We start from the raw sequence: 16,644 nt of genomic DNA, 5'->3' as shown, positions 1-16,644 counted from the left end.
ACCGTTATTCGGTTATGCGGTGAAGCCGGGTATTTTTGACAAATCAATGTCATCCATTTGTTCGGGCTTCAAAAATTCAGCCGCATACTGCTCGTACACCCGCTGTTTAATAAACACATCGAACAGATCCGGGTCAATGTGGTTATCCATTTTCATGTAGCCCATGATACGCAGGCACTCGCTGATTTTTTTTGCATCTTTGTAAGGCCGATCTGCCGCGGTCAGCGCTTCGAAAATATCGGCGATGGCCATGATTCGGGCAGGGATCGACAATTGTTCCCGGGTGAGTCGTTTGGGGTAACCGGTGCCGTCCATTTTTTCGTGATGCCCTCCGGCAAACTCAGGTACTCTTGCGAGATGTTTGGGAAATGGCAAGGTGTCGAGCATCTCTACTGTAATATCCATATGACGATTAATAATGGCGCGCTCTTCACTGTTTAAGGTGCCACGGGCAGTTCTCAGGTTGTAAATTTCATTGTCTGTTAGCAAGGGCACAGTTTCATTTCCAACACTGACTTGCTGGGAGCGTGCTATGTCCTCCAGATACGCCTGATCTTCAGCTCGCATAAACTCACCGCCGGTGTTCGCCGTGATCACAAACTGTAAATCTCGCTCAAGCTGGGCTTGTTCCTTTGTCATTTGCGTTTGAAGATCGGCTCTGACAGACGTATCCTGAGTGTCCATCATGGCCTTGGTAAAACGTAATTCGATTTGCTGATGGGCTAGTGCAAAACGGGTTTTTACCAGTTCAATGCGATCAAATACCGTTTCCAGCTTTTTGGATTTGTCCATTACGTATTCTGGCGTAGCGACTTTTCCGCAATCATGGATCCAGCCTGCCAATTCCAGTTCGTGTCGATCCGCGTCAGTCATGGTAAACGACGCCAAGGGGCCTTCATCATGCCGATGTACGGCTTCTGCAATCATCATGGTGAGCTCCGGGACCCGACGGCAATGTCCGCCTGTATAAGGCGATTTCTCGTCGATTGCTTTTGCAATCAGTCGGGTAAATGCCTGAAACAACTCTTCCATGTTGTCTATAAGCTGACGATTGGTTAGTGCAACTGACGCTAGCGATGCCAGTGCTACCACTGTCCGCTCAGTGTCGTTATCGAAGGGAATAATATTGCCATGCGGATCCTGAGCATTCACCAACTGTAACACGCCGCTTAAATCACCTTCGTGATTTTGCATCGGGATCGTTAGCATGGAAATTGTTTGATAACTGAATTGCTTATCAATACTTTTAAATCGATCAGACTGACTACCCTGAACCTCACTAACGTTGGCAATATTGATCACTTCTCCGGTAGCGGCAGCTTGGGCTACAACGGCATCTGTATTTACTTTTCCATTTATGTATATTGGAATGGAATTCAGTGTAACCACACTGTCAGATGACCCTCCCAAATGCATATTCATGCTGTCGTTAAACAGGGTATCAAACACCAGTTCCGTGCCGTCTTTTACCGAATAAATAGTACCACCATCTGCGTTTGCCAGTTTTTTTGCAGCAAGCAAGATGGTTTCCAGTAATCGCTTGGTATTTTTGTCTACTGACAATGCCACACTTACGCGTAACAATTCATCGAGAATCTGACTGACGGGCACGGCAGGCTCCTTGTAGTCCTGTTTTGTCTATTTAGACCTATCCCAGACTAACATTCAACATCCACAGTGAAACTTTGTATAAAAAACTAGCAACTTTGTTTGCTATGTAGAAAAAGTCAAATGCCAGGTTGGCTTAACAGGGCAGGTTCAACATTGCAGACGAACGGCTAATTTTGTTAACCGGCTTTCCCCGAAAATAGCGTCATCTGAATTACCTAGGGTGAACGTTATTATGAAAGTGAGCAAAATTAAGCAATGGCTTAGGGCGGTATTTACCGCTGGAATGGTTGTTTTATCGGTGCCCTCTGTGGGCATGGCAGATGAGATATCGGTTGATTATATTCGCGGCGAAGGCGATGTGCAGGGGGTAAAACTGGCGTTTCGTCGCAACAGCGATTATTTACACGAGTATTTTCCCTCGCTGGACTTGAGTTTTGAAGCCAGTATCAACCTATGGGAATACGGCGATCCCAGCCGTTACGACAGCAACTTTGTAGTGGCGTTTTCTCCGGTATTCCGACACACCTTTTACGAAAATTACAATGGCGCCGTGTACGGTGAATTTGGCATAGGTGTGTCGCTGTTGGATGATACTCAGTTTGCTGGCAAAGACATCAGCACGCATTTTCAGTTTGAAGACAGATTGGGGATTGGCTATCGGTTTGGTAGTGAGCGCGAGCATGCTGTTACCCTGCGCTATTTTCATTATTCCAACGGCGGTCTGAAAAGCCCGAATCCCGGCTACGATTTCATCAGCCTGTCGTTCTCAACAACATTGTAGTGTCAACGACCCCGGTTCTTTGTGCTTACGGAAATCACAAGAGGATTGGGTCGCATTTTGAGTGAATCGGTGGCTTTTTGGCCATCACTTAGGGGTAGCATTTTACTATCCCAAACCCAACCTGGATTTAGATTATGACTGGAATTACTTTGCGCCGCCTGGTTGTGGCGGCGACACTTACCATTACTGCTACACTTGCCGCATGGTTACCTTTTGCCAGCAGCGCGCAACAAGCCAATTTGGCGGGTGAAGTGTTAGCACCGGATTTAACCTTTCATGCCGCTGATGGTGAAACCTTCTCTTTGCAACAACGCTGGGAAAAAAAGCCAGTGCTGCTGTATTTCTGGGCTACCTGGTGCCCATATTGCAAAAAGGCGACGCCAAATGTTACCGCCCTGCATCACGATTTTGGTGACAGCATAGACGTACTGGGCATTAACGTGGCCATTAACGACACTCAGGAAAAAATGCATGCTTACTTACACGACTATGGTGTGGACTTTCCGGTGATGTTTGATGCGCAGGCAGAACTTACCAGTGAGTTTATGGTAACCGGTACGCCGGTGTTTGTGGTGTTGTCGCAACGCGGCGAGATTTTATATCGCAGCCACCGCTATCCGGCTGGGATTGAATCCGTATTGGTGAGAAATTTCTGATGAACAGAATAAGTAGCCACATCACAGAAAACATGTCACAACTGGCATCGGATCCCGCAAAAGATCCCAACACGAACTGCGGCTATGAAGTAAAACAGTGCAGTAAAGCCGAGCGAAAAATTACCCCGGCATTGTTGGCAGAAGCCCTTAAAACCGCATTGGTAGTGGGCACCATTATAATGTTGATCAACCAGTTTGAAGCCTTTGAGGGAACGATGACCATTGATATTACCAAAGCGGCGCTGAGTTATTGTGTACCGTTTTGCGTATACCTGTACGGTAGTCTTAAAGTACGAGATTAACAGCGTCGTATTTACTCCGCCCTCAATGCAACAGCAACACCCAAGCCCCGAAAGTGTGAAGTGACGCCGGGGCTTTTGGCTTATAAGTACTGAGCCAAAAAAGGTTGAGGCGTTAATACTCGATTTCGAGCTGAGTCAGTTAGAATGAGAAAGCCGAACATACTTCAGTGTGCATGTCACAACCCGCCTGTGGAAGCACCGATAATGGTTATTCTGTGGAATCGGGTGCTACTATGACGTTTCTGTAATTAATTGTTTGCTGAAAAATATATTGTATTAACGTAAGTCCACGCTTATGTTTTCTTGTGTTAGTGGAGATAAATCATGAATACATTTACGGCAAGCGAAGCAAAGGCAAATCTTTACAGATTGCTCGATCAAACGAGTGAGCCACATCAACTAATTACCATTACTGGCAAACGAAATAGTGCGGTATTGGTTTCATATGAAGACTGGCAATCAATTCAGGAAACCCTTTACTTGCTGCCTGTAACAGGGTTGCGAGAAAGTATTCGCGACGGTATGGCAGAAGCCATTGACGATTGCTCTAGAGAGCTGGATTGGTGTATCAAGTAATTGAACAACACACTGTAAAAGTCCTGGGTATGTGGGCTCGCTATGAATGAATGCCGTTTAAAATTATTCCAATCATTGCAATTGTGTTGTTTATTAGCGAAACCCTCTGAATAGCAGCCTCATTTGTTCATACACCGTAGTTTAACGTTAATAGCCAATGTCGCGCAGCAAGGAGCAAGTATGACAAAGTATTTCATTATTATTATCGCAATACTCGTTTCGGGTTGTACCAGTGTTGCTACCACACAGCGTCCAAATGATTACTACAGCCCGGCGAGTAACGAAGTAAGTGATGAACCCTTGTTTGGGTCTGCGGGGGCCGCCCTTGCAGATAAAGACATAGAGCGAATGCTTAATTATCGCCTTGCGCTGCCCGCCCAGAACAGAATTGCTATTCTCAGATTGTCGGACGACAGCTATTGGCGCTATTACTCAAACGATTTCACGCAGCTTAACCATTCCATTGCGGCTGATTTTGTTGGGCAGCTAAAACAATCGCCCAGAGTGTATGATGCGTCATTCTTGCCCAGCTTGTTGGTGCCTGAGCAACGAACAGTGCCGTTTCTTCGGGAAGCGGCGGCACGTTATCAGGCTGATTTACTGTTGGCCTACCGGTCTACCTGCCGTACCTTTGAAAAGTACAAATTCATTGATCCAAATGAAACAAAGGCTTACTGCACGGTTGAAGCCGTGTTGCTGGATGTGCGTTCTGGCATAGTGCCATTTACGGTTGTATCCACCAACGAATTTGCCGCTCGAAAGCAAGAAGGGGATATCAATTTTAATGAAACCATTAAAAAGGCAGAGATGGCCGCTGTGGCTAAGTCATTGAAAGAGGCAGCATCTCAGCTCAATGCGTTTTTTATGACAATTGGCACGTTGCAGTGAGCAGGTTTTGCAAGGCTACACTGAGTCCCTTCAAAGAGGAGCGCAACGCAGTGCTCTGTTCCGGTATTATTTAACAAGGCTAAATGGATAGCGCGTGACTGCGCTATCTGCCAGTATGAATAACCTGCCTCATGGGTGCACACTAAACCTGGGGTAGTGGCCCGCCAGTTCGCCAAACTCAGACAAACGCGCTTGAATAGTACCCGCCATTTCAGGGGTAACCACATTGGGTACCCGCGCGGCATCGGTAACAAAATTGTACTGTTTAAGCTGGTGCTGAAAACTGCCCGGTGCCTGCTTGTCGGCCAAACGGGTATGTACCGATAACGCCGACAGCTTTTCAACTGATAAGCGCTGGCTGAACCTGTGTACGCCCAGGTAAGTGAAAGCTTCGCGCACGTAGCTATCGCTTTTTGCGATGAGCGCGTCCATTAGTGCAAATAGCAGGGCATTAACCGACGGCTCGGGTAACAACAAGGTGAGTAAAGTACCTGTTGTATCACCCAACATGGGGGTAGTGCCACCGGGTATGGAGATGTCTACCAGGATTTGTTGCGACAAACGCTGTTCGATGTTCAGTACATGAACTGGCGAGCTGTCGTAAGTGGTATTTCGCATCAGTGCCGTTACCTGACGGCGAAATTGCATCAGTGACACAGGTTCATCGTTGTCTAATAAACTGCCGGCTTGCTCAGCGATAAGCCGTGCATCCTGATGGGTGCTGAACGGCGCACTGATGTGGTGTTCAAAGCGAATTTTCAGCAGCTCTCGCACTTCGTGCTCGCGGGCTTTTTTAATCGCCAAAAAGATGGTTTGCACCAGTTCAGAGGTTGGTACATTGCTGTCGATTCGCCATTTTCGGCCGTACACAATTTTACGATTTGGCTGAGCAGCTACCGGCAGATAGGTGTCGAACCCAATTAATCCAATCTGGATATATAAACCATGGGTGTCCTGGCCTGAGAATATCAGGGTAGTGTCGTTAAACGCGCAATCGAGCGCGACTTGTTCAATACTGCACTGGGTTTGGGCGTATTGCAGATAATGCTGAGGCACACAGGATGCACCACTGTTCAGCAGAACTCGCGGTGCATCGGGTAACGGGCGCTCGGCAGACAGTGCCAGATTGCTCATTGCTGTCTCCCTTATGCAGCGTTTGCCTGGGGCAAGCGCTTGTTATACAGCCATTTTATAAAGTGATCGGCTGATAGTTGTCCTGCACCCCAAAACACAATGTGCGCAAGGATTAAGCCCCAGATCACGTGTCCGTAGAGGGCCGCAGGTGCAATTTCTTCCAGGCTGATCACCGCCACCACATTGACAATACTCAGCACAATGGCACTCAGGCGACTGGCTAATCCGGTGGTGAGTAAAACCGGTACCACCAACTCTGCAAGCGTGGCTAAATAGGCCGCTAACACAACCGGTAAAAAAGGCACGTGATATTCGTATTCAAACAGAAACAACGTGGTTTCCCAGTCGGCGATTTTAGTGAGTCCGGAGGCAAAAAATACCCAGGATACGTATACGCGACCGGCCATGGTAAGCAGGGGCTGAGCCGCATTGAAAGCAGCTGACATGCCGCTGATGACACGGCCTGTCTGTAAAACAATGGATTTCATAAAAGTATTCCTTGTGCAAACGTTGTTAAATTGGCTTGTGAACCGGTTTGGGCCTCGTCACAAACGTAATGTACGACTTTGCGGGATGCTTGTTGAAACCGGGCGTCCTGCGTTTCATACCAATTAAAACTTATGCGTTGCCACGTAATTTCAACCAGGCCTTCGGAGAAACGCCCAGTTTTTTGCGAAAAATGCGTGCCAGGGCTGAGCCGTGTTCGTAGCCCACTTCATTGGCCACCAGATTCACAGGTTTTTGATTCAGTAACAGTTCCTGGGCCTGATTAATGCGAATGTCGGTGAGATACTCATTGGGTGTTGTACCTACCACTTCACGAAACGTCGCGGCAAACTTAGAGCGCGACATAGCCGCTTCGCCAGCGAGCGATTCTACCGACCAGTTATGCGCAGGATTGCGATGCATGGCGCTCATGGCCTTGGCAATCGCCGGATGCGAAAGCGCCGCCAGCATGCCGCCCTGGCTAAGATTGTTGTCCAGCACGTAACGCATTACCTGAAGCAGAAACATTTCGCTGAGCTTGTCTATCATCACCGAGCGGGTAACTGACTCGCTGAACGCCTCTTCAAACAACCAGGCGGCGGTTTGTCCTATGTGTTTTTCAATGCTCAACGGCAAACACAGTAACTCCGGCAGGGCGTCGAGCAACAACGCGCGGTTATGCGATTCCAGACTCACGGTGGCACACACTAACTGGGCGTTTTCAGACTGATTTGCCAGGATCCTGTGCTCTACCGGGCCGGGAATAAAAATCACACTGGGTTCGTCGATCACGATTTTTTGTTTCTCGCGCATCAGCAGCGTAAGTCTGCCGGAACGAAGTAAGTGCAAATGCCCTTTGTTGTTGCCTTCAAACGATTGAATGCCACACAGTCGGCCGCTAAAAAATACATCTGCTTTAACGGCCGTTTTGCGCAGAATGTCTGCAATATTATTCACGGTATTTCCTTTTAAATAGCGGCTTGTGCCGTACTGTTGCGCTTTGCTTGTTGCAACCACTGACGCGGCGATAAGCCCAGCTTTTTCTTAAAAATGCGTGCTAGGGCGGAGCCGTGCTCGTAGCCCACTTCACCAGCCACGTAATTCACTGGTTTGTTGTTCTTCAGTAGTTTTTGCGCCAGTGTGAGTCGCAGGCCGGTGATGTATTCGTTGGGTGTTTGCCCTACCAGGTGTTTAAACTGCTCTGCAAATTTAGACCGGGACATCGCCGCAATACTTGCAAGGTTGTCTAAGGTCCAGTGATAGGCCGGATCCTGGTGAATCTGATTGATAACCCTGGACATTTGCGGATGGTTAATGGCACTGACTGTCCCTTCCTGCAAATTGCCGTGTTCGGTGGCGTGGCGCAGAATTTGTAAAATGAACATTTCGCCCAGCCGGTTCAGCATGGCTTGCTTACCAAAGCGCTGGGTTTGAATTTCGTTGAGCAACCAGCGGGCAGTGCCCGATACCGCGCAGTCAGGGGTAAGTTGTAAATACATGACTTCTGGCAGGGAATTCACCAATAACGACGACTGATTGGCCGAAAACGTGACACTGGCACTGATTAATCTGGCGTCTGCGTTGGTTTGTACCGGTTCAATTCGGTGAGCAACACCCGTAGGGAAGAACACCATAGAGGGGCGGTCCATCAGTAGCTCGCGCTGACCCTTGCGTGTAATACGCACTTTGCCAGACTCCAGTAAATGCAGCTGTCCGGTTGTACCGAAGTGTTTGGCTGCCGATAATGTGCCGCAGTGATTTACTTCACTGGTAAACGTATGTTGATTAAGTAATGCACTTAAATTTTCCATGTCGGTTGTCTCTCTTTTACGATAACAGTCGATGTTGAACCTTCTGTTGCCCGGCTTAAAACCGCTAAATTCGAGCAATACGATGCCAAAGCCTGCTTGTTAACGAAGCAGCCTGGTTTGTCACTACTGCGTATCAACGTGGTGACTGTGCGAATAAGGTGTATGAAAGCTGACGTGACATCACGTCAGCCCGCCAGGTTACAAGCCCAATTCAGATAGCCCGGGATGATCATCAGGACGTCGTCCTTCAGGCCAGCGAAACAGGCGCTCTTCCTCGGTAATGGGCAGATCGTTAAGCGATGCGTAACGATTAACCATCAGGCCTTGCTCATTGAATTCCCAGTTTTCGTTGCCATAAGAACGGAACCAGTTACCGGAGTCGTCACGCCATTCATAGGCATAGCGCACCGCAATGCGGTTGTCGGTAAAGGCCCACAGTTCCTTGATCAGTCGGTATTCCAGTTCTTTTGCCCATTTGCGCGACAAAAATTCCCGGGCCTGATCGCGACCTTCAATGAATTCGGCACGATTACGCCACTTAGTACCCAGGCTGTAAGCCAGTGCAACGCGCTGGGCATCCCTTGAGTTCCAGCCGTCTTCAGCCAAACGCACTTTTTTGATTGCTGTTTCGCGGGTAAACGGTGGAACGGGTGGACGGTATTCATCAATAGCGTGCATGAGGTTGCTCCTTGTGTAAGTGATGCTTAAAACGGGATCACCAGTGGAAAATCCACGTCGGTATCGGCTACGTTATTCACGCTGTTCGTCCAGGTGTTCAGGGCAACGTGAAGGATAATTTCAATGATTTCTGCATCGCTGTATCCTGCTTGCTTTACCGCATCCAGCAACTGATCGTTTACCCGGCCATTAAGCTCAGATACCGCCACAGCAAATTGCAATGCGGCCTGGATTTTTGGATCCTGCGATAAACCACTGCGGTTGGATTTAATTTCGCTGTCGGCCATTTTGGCTAAATTAGCAGCAATAAAGCTGTGCGCAGACAAGCAGTAGGTACAGCGGTTCACTTCGGCAATTGCCAGGGCAATGGCTTCTTGTAACTGAATGGGTAATACCCCTTCTGTTAATGATTCAGATAACGCCAGGTAGCCTTTTAGTGCCGCCGGATTATTAGCAACCAGACGGAATAAGTTTGGCACCATACCCAGCTTGGCTTTTACGGCATTAAGTAACGGTTGCGATGCTTCAGGGGCATCATTAATTGACTCAGGGATAGTTAAACGAGACATTATGTATTCCTTGGTTGGTTAAATATTCGTCTTGTTGGTTAATGTAAAGCGACCTGATTGATGCGGGTAGTGGGTAATTGTGTGTAGCACCTACCCATTTTTTGGAGAGATAAATGGATCGACTCAGTGCAATGCAGATTTTCAGTACGGTAATGGAGTGCGGCAGTTTTTCCGCTGCAGCCCGCAAACTGAATAAGCCCCAAACTACGGTGAGTCGGCAGGTAAAGGAGCTTGAAGATCATTTGGGTGTACAGTTGGTGTTGCGCTCCACGCGCAATCTGGTGCTTACCGATGCAGGGGAGAAATACCTGGCATCCAGCCGCGAAGTGCTGTCGATGGTGGCTGAAATGGAACGCGACGCCAAAGGCGAGTATCAGGAGCCGAAAGGCTGCTTAACCGTAACCGCCCCGATCATTATGGGCCGAATGCACGTTTTTCCGCTACTGGCCGAATACCTCAAATTGTACAGCGACGTAAGTGTAAAGCTGATCCTAACCGACCAAAATATGCACTTGTACGAGGATGTGGTTGATGTTGCTATTCGGGTTGGCAGGTTACCCGACAGCGAGTTGGTGGCTAAACGGGTGGGTGAAGTTCAAAAAATCCTGTGTGCCAGCCCAGGGTATCTGGCCCAGCGCGGCATACCCCAAAATTTAGAGGCACTTGCCAGCCACGACTGCATTACGTTTGAAGGACTGGATTCGCCTAACCACTGGCGTTTTACCGTTAACAACGAAGAGCAAAACGTGCCGGTGAATTCACGGGTTAGGGCAAATTCTACCGACATAGCAGTGCATTCTGCCCGTCAGGGATTGGGCATTGCCCGTGTGCTGTCGTATCAGGCGTTGCCCTGGCTAAAAAGTGGCGAACTCAATCGCGTGTTACAGCCGTTCGCGCCCGAACCCTATCCGGTAAGTATGTTGTATATACGCCAGGATGTGCTGCCGTTAAAACAGCGCAGTTTTATTGATTTTATGACTCCGCGTTTACAGGCAACCTTTCAACGGATCAGTGAAGACTGGCAAGCCTTAACCAATTAGAGCCTTATTGCGGTGTAACTGGAACAACCCGTCCGTATTTCTGTTCCAAGCGTCCGTTTATGCACCTGCGCGGTTGTTGAGTATCCCGATGCAGCGTATGTATGTGGCCATGTTTACAATCACATACTTCGTAATTTATGCGCACTTTGGTTAAATTGTATTTCTACCTGCTCAGCAGAATATGGCCCGCACTGGCGGCAAAACATGCTGGTAGGCTGCTGTTTACTCCACAACTTCCTGCCAGCTTACCGGATATGCCTTCACCCGATGAAGTGGTGTGTGTAAGTGACGATACCTGCGTCATGATTTGGCGGGGGCAGGGAAAAACGGTACTGCTGATGCACGGTTGGTCAGGGGCGGTTGAACAATTTACCCACCTGTTGCCCAGGCTATTACATCTGGGTTGCCGGGTAGTGGCACCCGTGCCAAAAGGGCATCGTTATCAGGGGGAAGGGCGCTCCCATCCGGGCTATTTTATCAAAGCCGTGAATGAAGTACTTACCTACCAGTCGTTGCGCGTTCACGCTGCAATCGGACACTCCATGGGCGGCAGTGCACTGGCGTTGCACGGGGTTTCTCACCTGCAAATTGCCAGAGTGGTACTCATTGGTGCCCCAGCGGGTTTAACTGGTGTACTTAACCGGTTTGGCCATTTTCTTGGGTTTAACCAACGCGCGCAGAACGCGCTGTATGCGTTAGCCGATAGTACAGTTGGTGTGTCGCATGAGGCAATGGATGCCGCCACCCATTTAATGAAAACGGCCCAGCGCGCACTGGTTATTCACGACAAGGACGATCGCGAAGTCCCCTTCAAGGATGCTGAACAGTATGTGATGAAACATCCCGATGCCAGATTGTACTCCACAGAAGGATTTGGCCACCGGCGCATTCTGCAAAACGACGCGGTTATAAACGAAATTATTGATTTTATTAGGTAATTGTTGCGTCTTATTTGCAACACTTTTCACATTTTGTTACCACTCAATACTGGACGAATTGCCTGTTTTTTCGGTATTTCTGTGCAGCATGTTTACTACAGCACAATAAAATTACGCCTTAATAACAGGTAAATGCCTCAGGCGTAACTATAACAAAAGGACAGAAACGAGCATGAAGCGGTTTATTTTTTGGACACTTGGCACACTGGTAATTCTGGTGGCCTGGGTGACTGTTAATTTTGTGGCAACCACCGAAGGTTGGGGGCTGACGCCACTTGCGGAGCCTGGAGACACCATAGGTTTTACCAGAGCCATCAGCAATGAAGCGCGCACCGAAGCAAAAGGCAATCTGGTACTTGCTGTGCTGAACAGCGGCAAGGTAGTACACAGTGATGCTATGTCGACGGGCAAACCCGTATCCGACAAATCGGTATTTGGTGTGGCATCGCTCAGCAAATGGGTAACGGCCGTTGGGGTAATGCAGCTGGCGCAGCAGGGTAAACTCGATCTGGATGTGCCGGTATCCACCTATTTAACCCGCTGGCAATTACCGCCCAGCGAATTCGACAACAACAAAGTAACCTTGCGTTTATTGCTGAGTCATACCGCTGGTATCACCGATGGGTTGGGCCACAGTGGGTTTGCGCCTGGCGAACCGGTTCAGGCGCTGGAGTCTCATCTTACCCAGGCCATGGATGCAGACCCGGGCAAAAGCGGCAAAGTGCAGGTGGGTATAGAGCCTGGCACAACGTGGATGTATTCCGGTGGCAGCTACAATTTAACGCAATTGATTGTAGAGGAAGTTACCGGCGAGTCGTTTGCACAATACATGCAAAAGGCGGTATTCGAGCCGCTGGGCATGACCCACTCAAGTTTTATATTGGATCGCGCCGACCCAACTGTGGCGCAGTATTTCGGTGAAAACGGTGTTGAACAGGTATACCCCAATTATACGTCGCTGGCTGCCACGGGGTTGTACACTACGTTGAGTGATTTAGTTCGCTTTGCCAATGCGCAATTACCTTCAACGGTGGCTGATCCTGCCATGCCAAGACTACTGAGCGACAGTAGCCTGGCAGACATGCGCACACCAATAGCCAACATTGACGGACTGGATATCTGGGGCACCGGTATTATGTTGTTCGCGCCAAATGGCAAAGGCGACAATGTGGTAGGGCATGGCGGACAGTCGCCGTATTTAAACAGTACCGTGAGAATCGATCCGGCCTCGGGCGATGGTTTTATTGCCATTCAGTCGGGCAATAAAGAAGCGCTGGCGTCGAACCTGGCAACGCACTGGACCACGTGGAAAACCGGCAAACCCGATATCTACGTGCTGGGTAACACCTTTCCGGCTATGATCATGCGAGTGTTAACAGGAGCCGTTGTTATACTGGTTACTGCCATTGCATTAGGTATTTTCACCGGCTTACGCCGTAAACGGGCAAACCGTTAAGTAATTATTCTAATTGCCCGCATATAAGCGGGCACAGTCGGCTATTTTTTTCTGACTATAGCTCGTAGACTACCCGAAAACTCACGTCATTACTTACGCCATCGGGGCCTCCCCGGGTTTCTTTGGCGGGGTTGAGTTTAAAGTAGGCAGATCCACCGGCAATGTGCACGGCTGGACAAACCCATAGGTTTTTGATGGCATCGTCCCAACAGGACATCGTCCATTCCCTTGCGTTGCCGTAAAGGTTGTAGAGCCCTAGACTGCTTGGCAGTTTCATTTTTACCGGTTCAGGGTAGATTGATCTATCGTTGCAAATTTCTGTCGAATCGTCGCTAAATTTGTTAGCAAAAGCCTGGTCACGAATATTAGCGTGAAGACAATTGTCTGTCATACCATTTTGTTTTTCCAAAGCAATCATTTCGTGGGGGGTAGCAAAGGTGAACCACTCACTTCGGGTTGGTAATCGCACGTTACGATTAAGCTTTTTAGACAACCATTGTGTGTACTTTATTGCATCAAACAACGAAACACACACAATGGGATGAGTATTGGTTTGGCGATATCCAGGTGATTCAGAATTGGCTTGTTTGGATCTTTTGGTTTCATAGTTAAATATATTACATCCACCTGAGCGCTGAGACTCACTTCGGTAGCGGGTTTCACTCTGAAACAACTGAAATTGTTCAACTGTGATTTCAGTATCACTCACTCCAAGTCTAAATTGCTGGTCTATAGAAGTTATTTCAATAAAGGTAGGAAACTGTTCGCCAAAGGAGTATTTTGTGGCAGAAAAGCGACTATTAGCCAGTATGTTGTCTGTTTCTTTCGTAACCACGACTTCAGAACGGCTATGCTGCTGAATGTTTTGCTTTATTCTGGGCTCTGGGGCAAGACTCTGAGGGGGAGCTAACTCATGGGATGATTCTTGTGCTAGCATCGGTGTAGCATTTATATCAGCACCAATATCTGTGCCATAACGAACTGCATATACCTCCAACTGCTTTTCATTTTGACCAATTTGTGTGGCAATTGTGTTGAGTTCAGTTTCCTTTTTTACGAGTAAACGACTTTTGACAGAGAGCAGTGTTTCAAGTTTGTCTTTTTGATTTTTTAAATCGTTAACGATGTCGATGTAATCACTATCTACTTCTACTAGTTCCCTCGCCAGATCATACTCACTATCAAGGTTTTTAAGTTCAATTCGCACCTTAATTACCTCAGCCTGTAGGGCAATTAAAGTACTTCTGGTATTGAACAACTGCTCATTGAGTTGATTATTCTGTGATCTGAGTTCGGCGACATCCTGCTGCGCGGATTTCGCCGCTGACGCGGTACTTAATGAATCAAGAAGCAAAAATATAGAAAAACAAATCAGTTTAGATAAGCGAGAAGAAAACATCTTGGCAGTCCTTTAACCAATATGGAGTGAAAACACATAACGCACTGAGGTTTATAAGATATAAGGTTGCCTGCTGCTGTGCAAATATCAATCACATTTCATGGGTTGGTATTACCACTTATCCAATAAGTTTTTCTTAGCCCTCGAAAATTGCATCCGCTACTTCAAATCCCAAACGCGCTGCCAGCCTGGCGGTGCGTTTGTCTATGTCGAAGCCGGGATTCATTTCGGCGATATCACACAATGTCCACTTGTAGTTGAGTGGCTGTTGCTGCTTTGCCAGATAATGAAGCATGTTAATAGCAAACCGCACGTCGATACCCAGCGCACTGGGTGCGCTTACGCCCGGTGCCGCGGAAGCCGGGAAGGCATCCAGACAAATCGTTACGTAGAGCTGGTCGATTTGTTGCAACATGGGGGTAAGCAGGGCGGTTGCGGCCTCCAGCGTACAGTGGGTGTCCAGTAAATAACGGGTTTGGGTGACGTTGGCAAAGTCAAATAGCGCCTGGGTGTTGGCTGCTTTTGAGACACCTAAACAGGCATAGTGAAAAGCGTGCCCATGCTGCTGGCAATGGTTGTATATTTGCCGAAATGGCGTACCTGAACTGGTGTGCGGCGCCGGGCGGCGCAGGTCGAAGTGGGCGTCAAAGTTAATAATGCCAATGGTTTGTGGTTCATCAGACGTGTGCTGTAACGCATTCAATAATCCTTGATAACTACCCCAGGCAATTTCATGTCCGCCGCCTAAGCCCAACACAACGTGTTGTTGCCTGAGGGCTTCGGTGACTGCGTTGGCATAGTGCAACTGTGCTGCTGCTAAATCCTGTTCGGCCTGAATATCGCCACCATCCTGTAACCGCGCATTCCAGTGCCAGGGCAGATTGGCAAGCGCTTCGCGGATGGCATTTGGCCCATTACAGGCTCCTGGCCGTCCTTTGTTGGCTTGTACACCCAAATCACAGGCAAGCCCCACCAGTGACAGCATTGGCAACGGAGTATCCCCAGATTGATTGACTACCTGATGCCAGCGCAGCCCTTTTGCGCCGTCTTCGGTATCGGTGCGACCCTGCCAGTTAAACATGTTGGCCTCCAAAAAACACGTGTGTTGGGCGATGCCCGTTTAAGGTATACACCAGTTCGGCAGGCGTGTTGATGTCCCACAAGGTTAAATCGGCCAGTTTGCCGGGTTTAATTTCGCCTCTGTCACTGAGACCCAATGCGAGTGCCGCATTTAGCGTAGCGCCTCTTAGCGATTCTTCCGGGGTTAATCCAAACAGCACACAGGCCATGTTCATGGCGGTGAGCAGCGACGCGATTGGCGAACTGCCGGGGTTTAAATCGGTAGCGACTGCCATAGGAATATTGTGCTGGCGAAGCGCCGTTACGGGGGGCTTTTGCACTTCATTTAAATAATAAAATGCGCCCGGTAATAATACGGCTACAGTGCCACTGTTTGCCAGGTGCGGAATGTCAGACTCGGCCAGGTACTCAATATGATCAACCGATAAAGCGTTGTATTTTGCTGCCAGTACCGCCCCTTTGCTGTCGGTGAGTTGTTCAACATGGGCTTTTACCGGAATACCACATTGTTGGGCAGCCTGGAACACGCGTTCGGTTTGCGCGGTGGTAAAACCAATGGACTCACAAAACACGTCTACGGCGTTTGCTAACTGTTGTGACGCAACATTGGGCAACACCGTTTGGCACACAAAGTCGATATAGTTGTCGGCGTTATCGGCAAACTCCGGGGGTAAGGCATGTGCGCCTAAGTAGGTGGTTGAAATTCTGACCGGAAGCTGGCTTTCGAGGGATTTAGCCACCCGCAACATGCGCAATTCCGTGTCGTTGTCGAGGCCATATCCGGATTTCACTTCAACCGTGGTAACGCCTTCCTCGGTAAGACGTTTGGCGCGCTTTAACGCACTGTTAAGCAGTTCCGCTTCGCTGGCGGCGCGCGTTTTTGCTACGGTGCTCTTAATGCCTCCGCCTTGCAGGGCAATGTCTTTGTAGCTTACGCCTTGCAAGCGCAGTTCAAATTCGTTGGCGCGATCGCCGCCAAACACCAGATGCGTATGACAGTCGATAAAGCCGGGCAATAACCATTGCTGGTGGCCGTTAATACGGGTGTTTGCTGATAATTCACTAAGGGCGTCAGCGTGATATAGCCCAGCAATTAAGCCGTTGTGTAAAGCCACTACGGATTCAGATAATTCGCCATAGGGCAGGCCATTGGGCTGCATAGACGCAATACGCACATTGTAAATAAGAGTATCGAACTGCACAGACATAAGCGTTCCGTAAAAGCATTCCGGCTGCATA

Annotated in this window: 18 protein-coding genes; 8 read left to right on the top strand and 10 right to left on the bottom strand. The window is 48.7% G+C overall.

Annotated elements, in window-relative coordinates; translation table 11 throughout:
- Positions 1–12: 12 nt before the first annotated feature.
- Entirely contained in the window at positions 13–1,611 is a 1,599-nt protein-coding gene (locus FJ444_RS02935; protein ID WP_140956403.1) for an HD family phosphohydrolase, read from the bottom strand.
- Between the two features lie 232 nt (positions 1,612–1,843).
- Here FJ444_RS02935 and FJ444_RS02930 point away from each other — a divergent pair, with 232 nt between their 5' ends.
- The 5 genes from FJ444_RS02930 to FJ444_RS02910 all read left to right on the top strand — a co-directional run bounded on the left by FJ444_RS02930 (position 1,844) and on the right by FJ444_RS02910 (position 4,814).
- Complete coding sequence (locus FJ444_RS02930) at positions 1,844–2,392, top strand: acyloxyacyl hydrolase (RefSeq protein ID WP_140956402.1); 549 nt, start codon at positions 1,844–1,846, stop codon at positions 2,390–2,392.
- A gap of 134 nt (positions 2,393–2,526) precedes the next feature.
- Positions 2,527–3,048, top strand: a complete 522-nt coding sequence (locus tag FJ444_RS02925) for a TlpA disulfide reductase family protein (protein WP_140956401.1) — start codon at positions 2,527–2,529, stop codon at positions 3,046–3,048.
- Entirely contained in the window at positions 3,048–3,350 is a 303-nt protein-coding gene (gene nrtS, locus FJ444_RS02920) for a nitrate/nitrite transporter NrtS (protein ID WP_255438933.1), read from the top strand. The genes FJ444_RS02925 and nrtS overlap by 1 nt, the downstream gene beginning before the upstream one ends.
- 324 nt (positions 3,351–3,674) lie before the next feature.
- Entirely contained in the window at positions 3,675–3,926 is a 252-nt protein-coding gene (locus FJ444_RS02915) for a type II toxin-antitoxin system Phd/YefM family antitoxin (protein ID WP_140956400.1), read from the top strand.
- A gap of 180 nt (positions 3,927–4,106) precedes the next feature.
- A complete protein-coding gene (locus FJ444_RS02910) occupies positions 4,107–4,814 on the top strand; it encodes a hypothetical protein (protein WP_140956399.1) in 708 nt (235 codons plus the stop codon).
- A 129-nt stretch (positions 4,815–4,943) separates the two neighbouring features.
- Here FJ444_RS02910 and FJ444_RS02905 read toward each other — a convergent pair whose 3' ends face one another.
- The 6 genes from FJ444_RS02905 to FJ444_RS02880 all read right to left on the bottom strand — a co-directional run bounded on the left by FJ444_RS02905 (position 4,944) and on the right by FJ444_RS02880 (position 9,492).
- A complete protein-coding gene (locus FJ444_RS02905) occupies positions 4,944–5,948 on the bottom strand; it encodes a hypothetical protein (RefSeq protein ID WP_140956398.1) in 1,005 nt (334 codons plus the stop codon).
- A gap of 11 nt (positions 5,949–5,959) precedes the next feature.
- Positions 5,960–6,436 carry a DoxX family protein gene (locus FJ444_RS02900; RefSeq protein WP_140956397.1) on the bottom strand — a complete coding sequence of 159 codons (477 nt, stop codon included), beginning with the start codon at positions 6,434–6,436 and terminating at the stop codon, positions 5,960–5,962.
- A gap of 130 nt (positions 6,437–6,566) precedes the next feature.
- The gene (locus FJ444_RS02895) at positions 6,567–7,391 is read right to left on the bottom strand and encodes an AraC family transcriptional regulator (RefSeq protein ID WP_140956396.1); all 825 of its coding nucleotides are present in this window, start codon (positions 7,389–7,391) and stop codon (positions 6,567–6,569) included.
- Between the two features lie 11 nt (positions 7,392–7,402).
- The gene (locus FJ444_RS02890) at positions 7,403–8,245 is read right to left on the bottom strand and encodes an AraC family transcriptional regulator (protein ID WP_140956395.1); all 843 of its coding nucleotides are present in this window, start codon (positions 8,243–8,245) and stop codon (positions 7,403–7,405) included.
- A 198-nt stretch (positions 8,246–8,443) separates the two neighbouring features.
- On the bottom strand, positions 8,444–8,923 hold the full coding sequence (locus FJ444_RS02885) for a nuclear transport factor 2 family protein (protein WP_140956394.1): 480 nt from the start codon (positions 8,921–8,923) through the stop codon (positions 8,444–8,446).
- A 26-nt stretch (positions 8,924–8,949) separates the two neighbouring features.
- Positions 8,950–9,492 carry a carboxymuconolactone decarboxylase family protein gene (locus tag FJ444_RS02880; protein ID WP_140956393.1) on the bottom strand — a complete coding sequence of 181 codons (543 nt, stop codon included), beginning with the start codon at positions 9,490–9,492 and terminating at the stop codon, positions 8,950–8,952.
- A 113-nt stretch (positions 9,493–9,605) separates the two neighbouring features.
- On the opposite strand from FJ444_RS02880, the gene FJ444_RS02875 reads away from it, so the two are divergent.
- From FJ444_RS02875 to FJ444_RS02865, 3 genes are all read left to right on the top strand, one after another.
- Positions 9,606–10,532 (top strand): LysR family transcriptional regulator, encoded by a 927-nt coding sequence (locus FJ444_RS02875; protein WP_140956392.1) that lies wholly within the window; start codon positions 9,606–9,608, stop codon positions 10,530–10,532.
- A 137-nt stretch (positions 10,533–10,669) separates the two neighbouring features.
- Positions 10,670–11,470, top strand: a complete 801-nt coding sequence (locus FJ444_RS02870; protein ID WP_140956391.1) for an alpha/beta fold hydrolase — start codon at positions 10,670–10,672, stop codon at positions 11,468–11,470.
- 172 nt (positions 11,471–11,642) lie between these two features.
- Positions 11,643–12,926 (top strand): serine hydrolase, encoded by a 1,284-nt coding sequence (locus tag FJ444_RS02865; RefSeq protein ID WP_140956390.1) that lies wholly within the window; start codon positions 11,643–11,645, stop codon positions 12,924–12,926.
- 55 nt (positions 12,927–12,981) lie between these two features.
- Here the strand turns inward: FJ444_RS02865 and FJ444_RS02860 are convergent, their stop codons facing one another.
- The 3 genes from FJ444_RS02860 to hutI form a co-directional block, all read right to left on the bottom strand.
- A complete protein-coding gene (locus FJ444_RS02860) occupies positions 12,982–14,325 on the bottom strand; it encodes an SUMF1/EgtB/PvdO family nonheme iron enzyme (protein ID WP_140956389.1) in 1,344 nt (447 codons plus the stop codon).
- A gap of 136 nt (positions 14,326–14,461) precedes the next feature.
- Positions 14,462–15,406, bottom strand: coding sequence for a formimidoylglutamase (gene hutG / locus FJ444_RS02855; protein WP_140956388.1), 945 nt, complete (start codon positions 15,404–15,406; stop codon positions 14,462–14,464).
- Entirely contained in the window at positions 15,399–16,613 is a 1,215-nt protein-coding gene (gene hutI / locus FJ444_RS02850) for an imidazolonepropionase (RefSeq protein WP_140956387.1), read from the bottom strand. The genes hutG and hutI overlap by 8 nt, the downstream gene beginning before the upstream one ends.
- Between the last annotated feature and the right edge of the window lie 31 nt (positions 16,614–16,644).

The sequence above is a fragment of the Aestuariibacter sp. GS-14 genome (assembly GCF_006494365.1).
Lineage (GTDB): Bacteria > Pseudomonadota > Gammaproteobacteria > Enterobacterales > Alteromonadaceae > Alteromonas > Alteromonas mangrovi.
The sequence above is the reverse complement of the archived record's forward strand: the minus strand, read 5'-3'. Positions and strand labels throughout refer to the sequence as shown.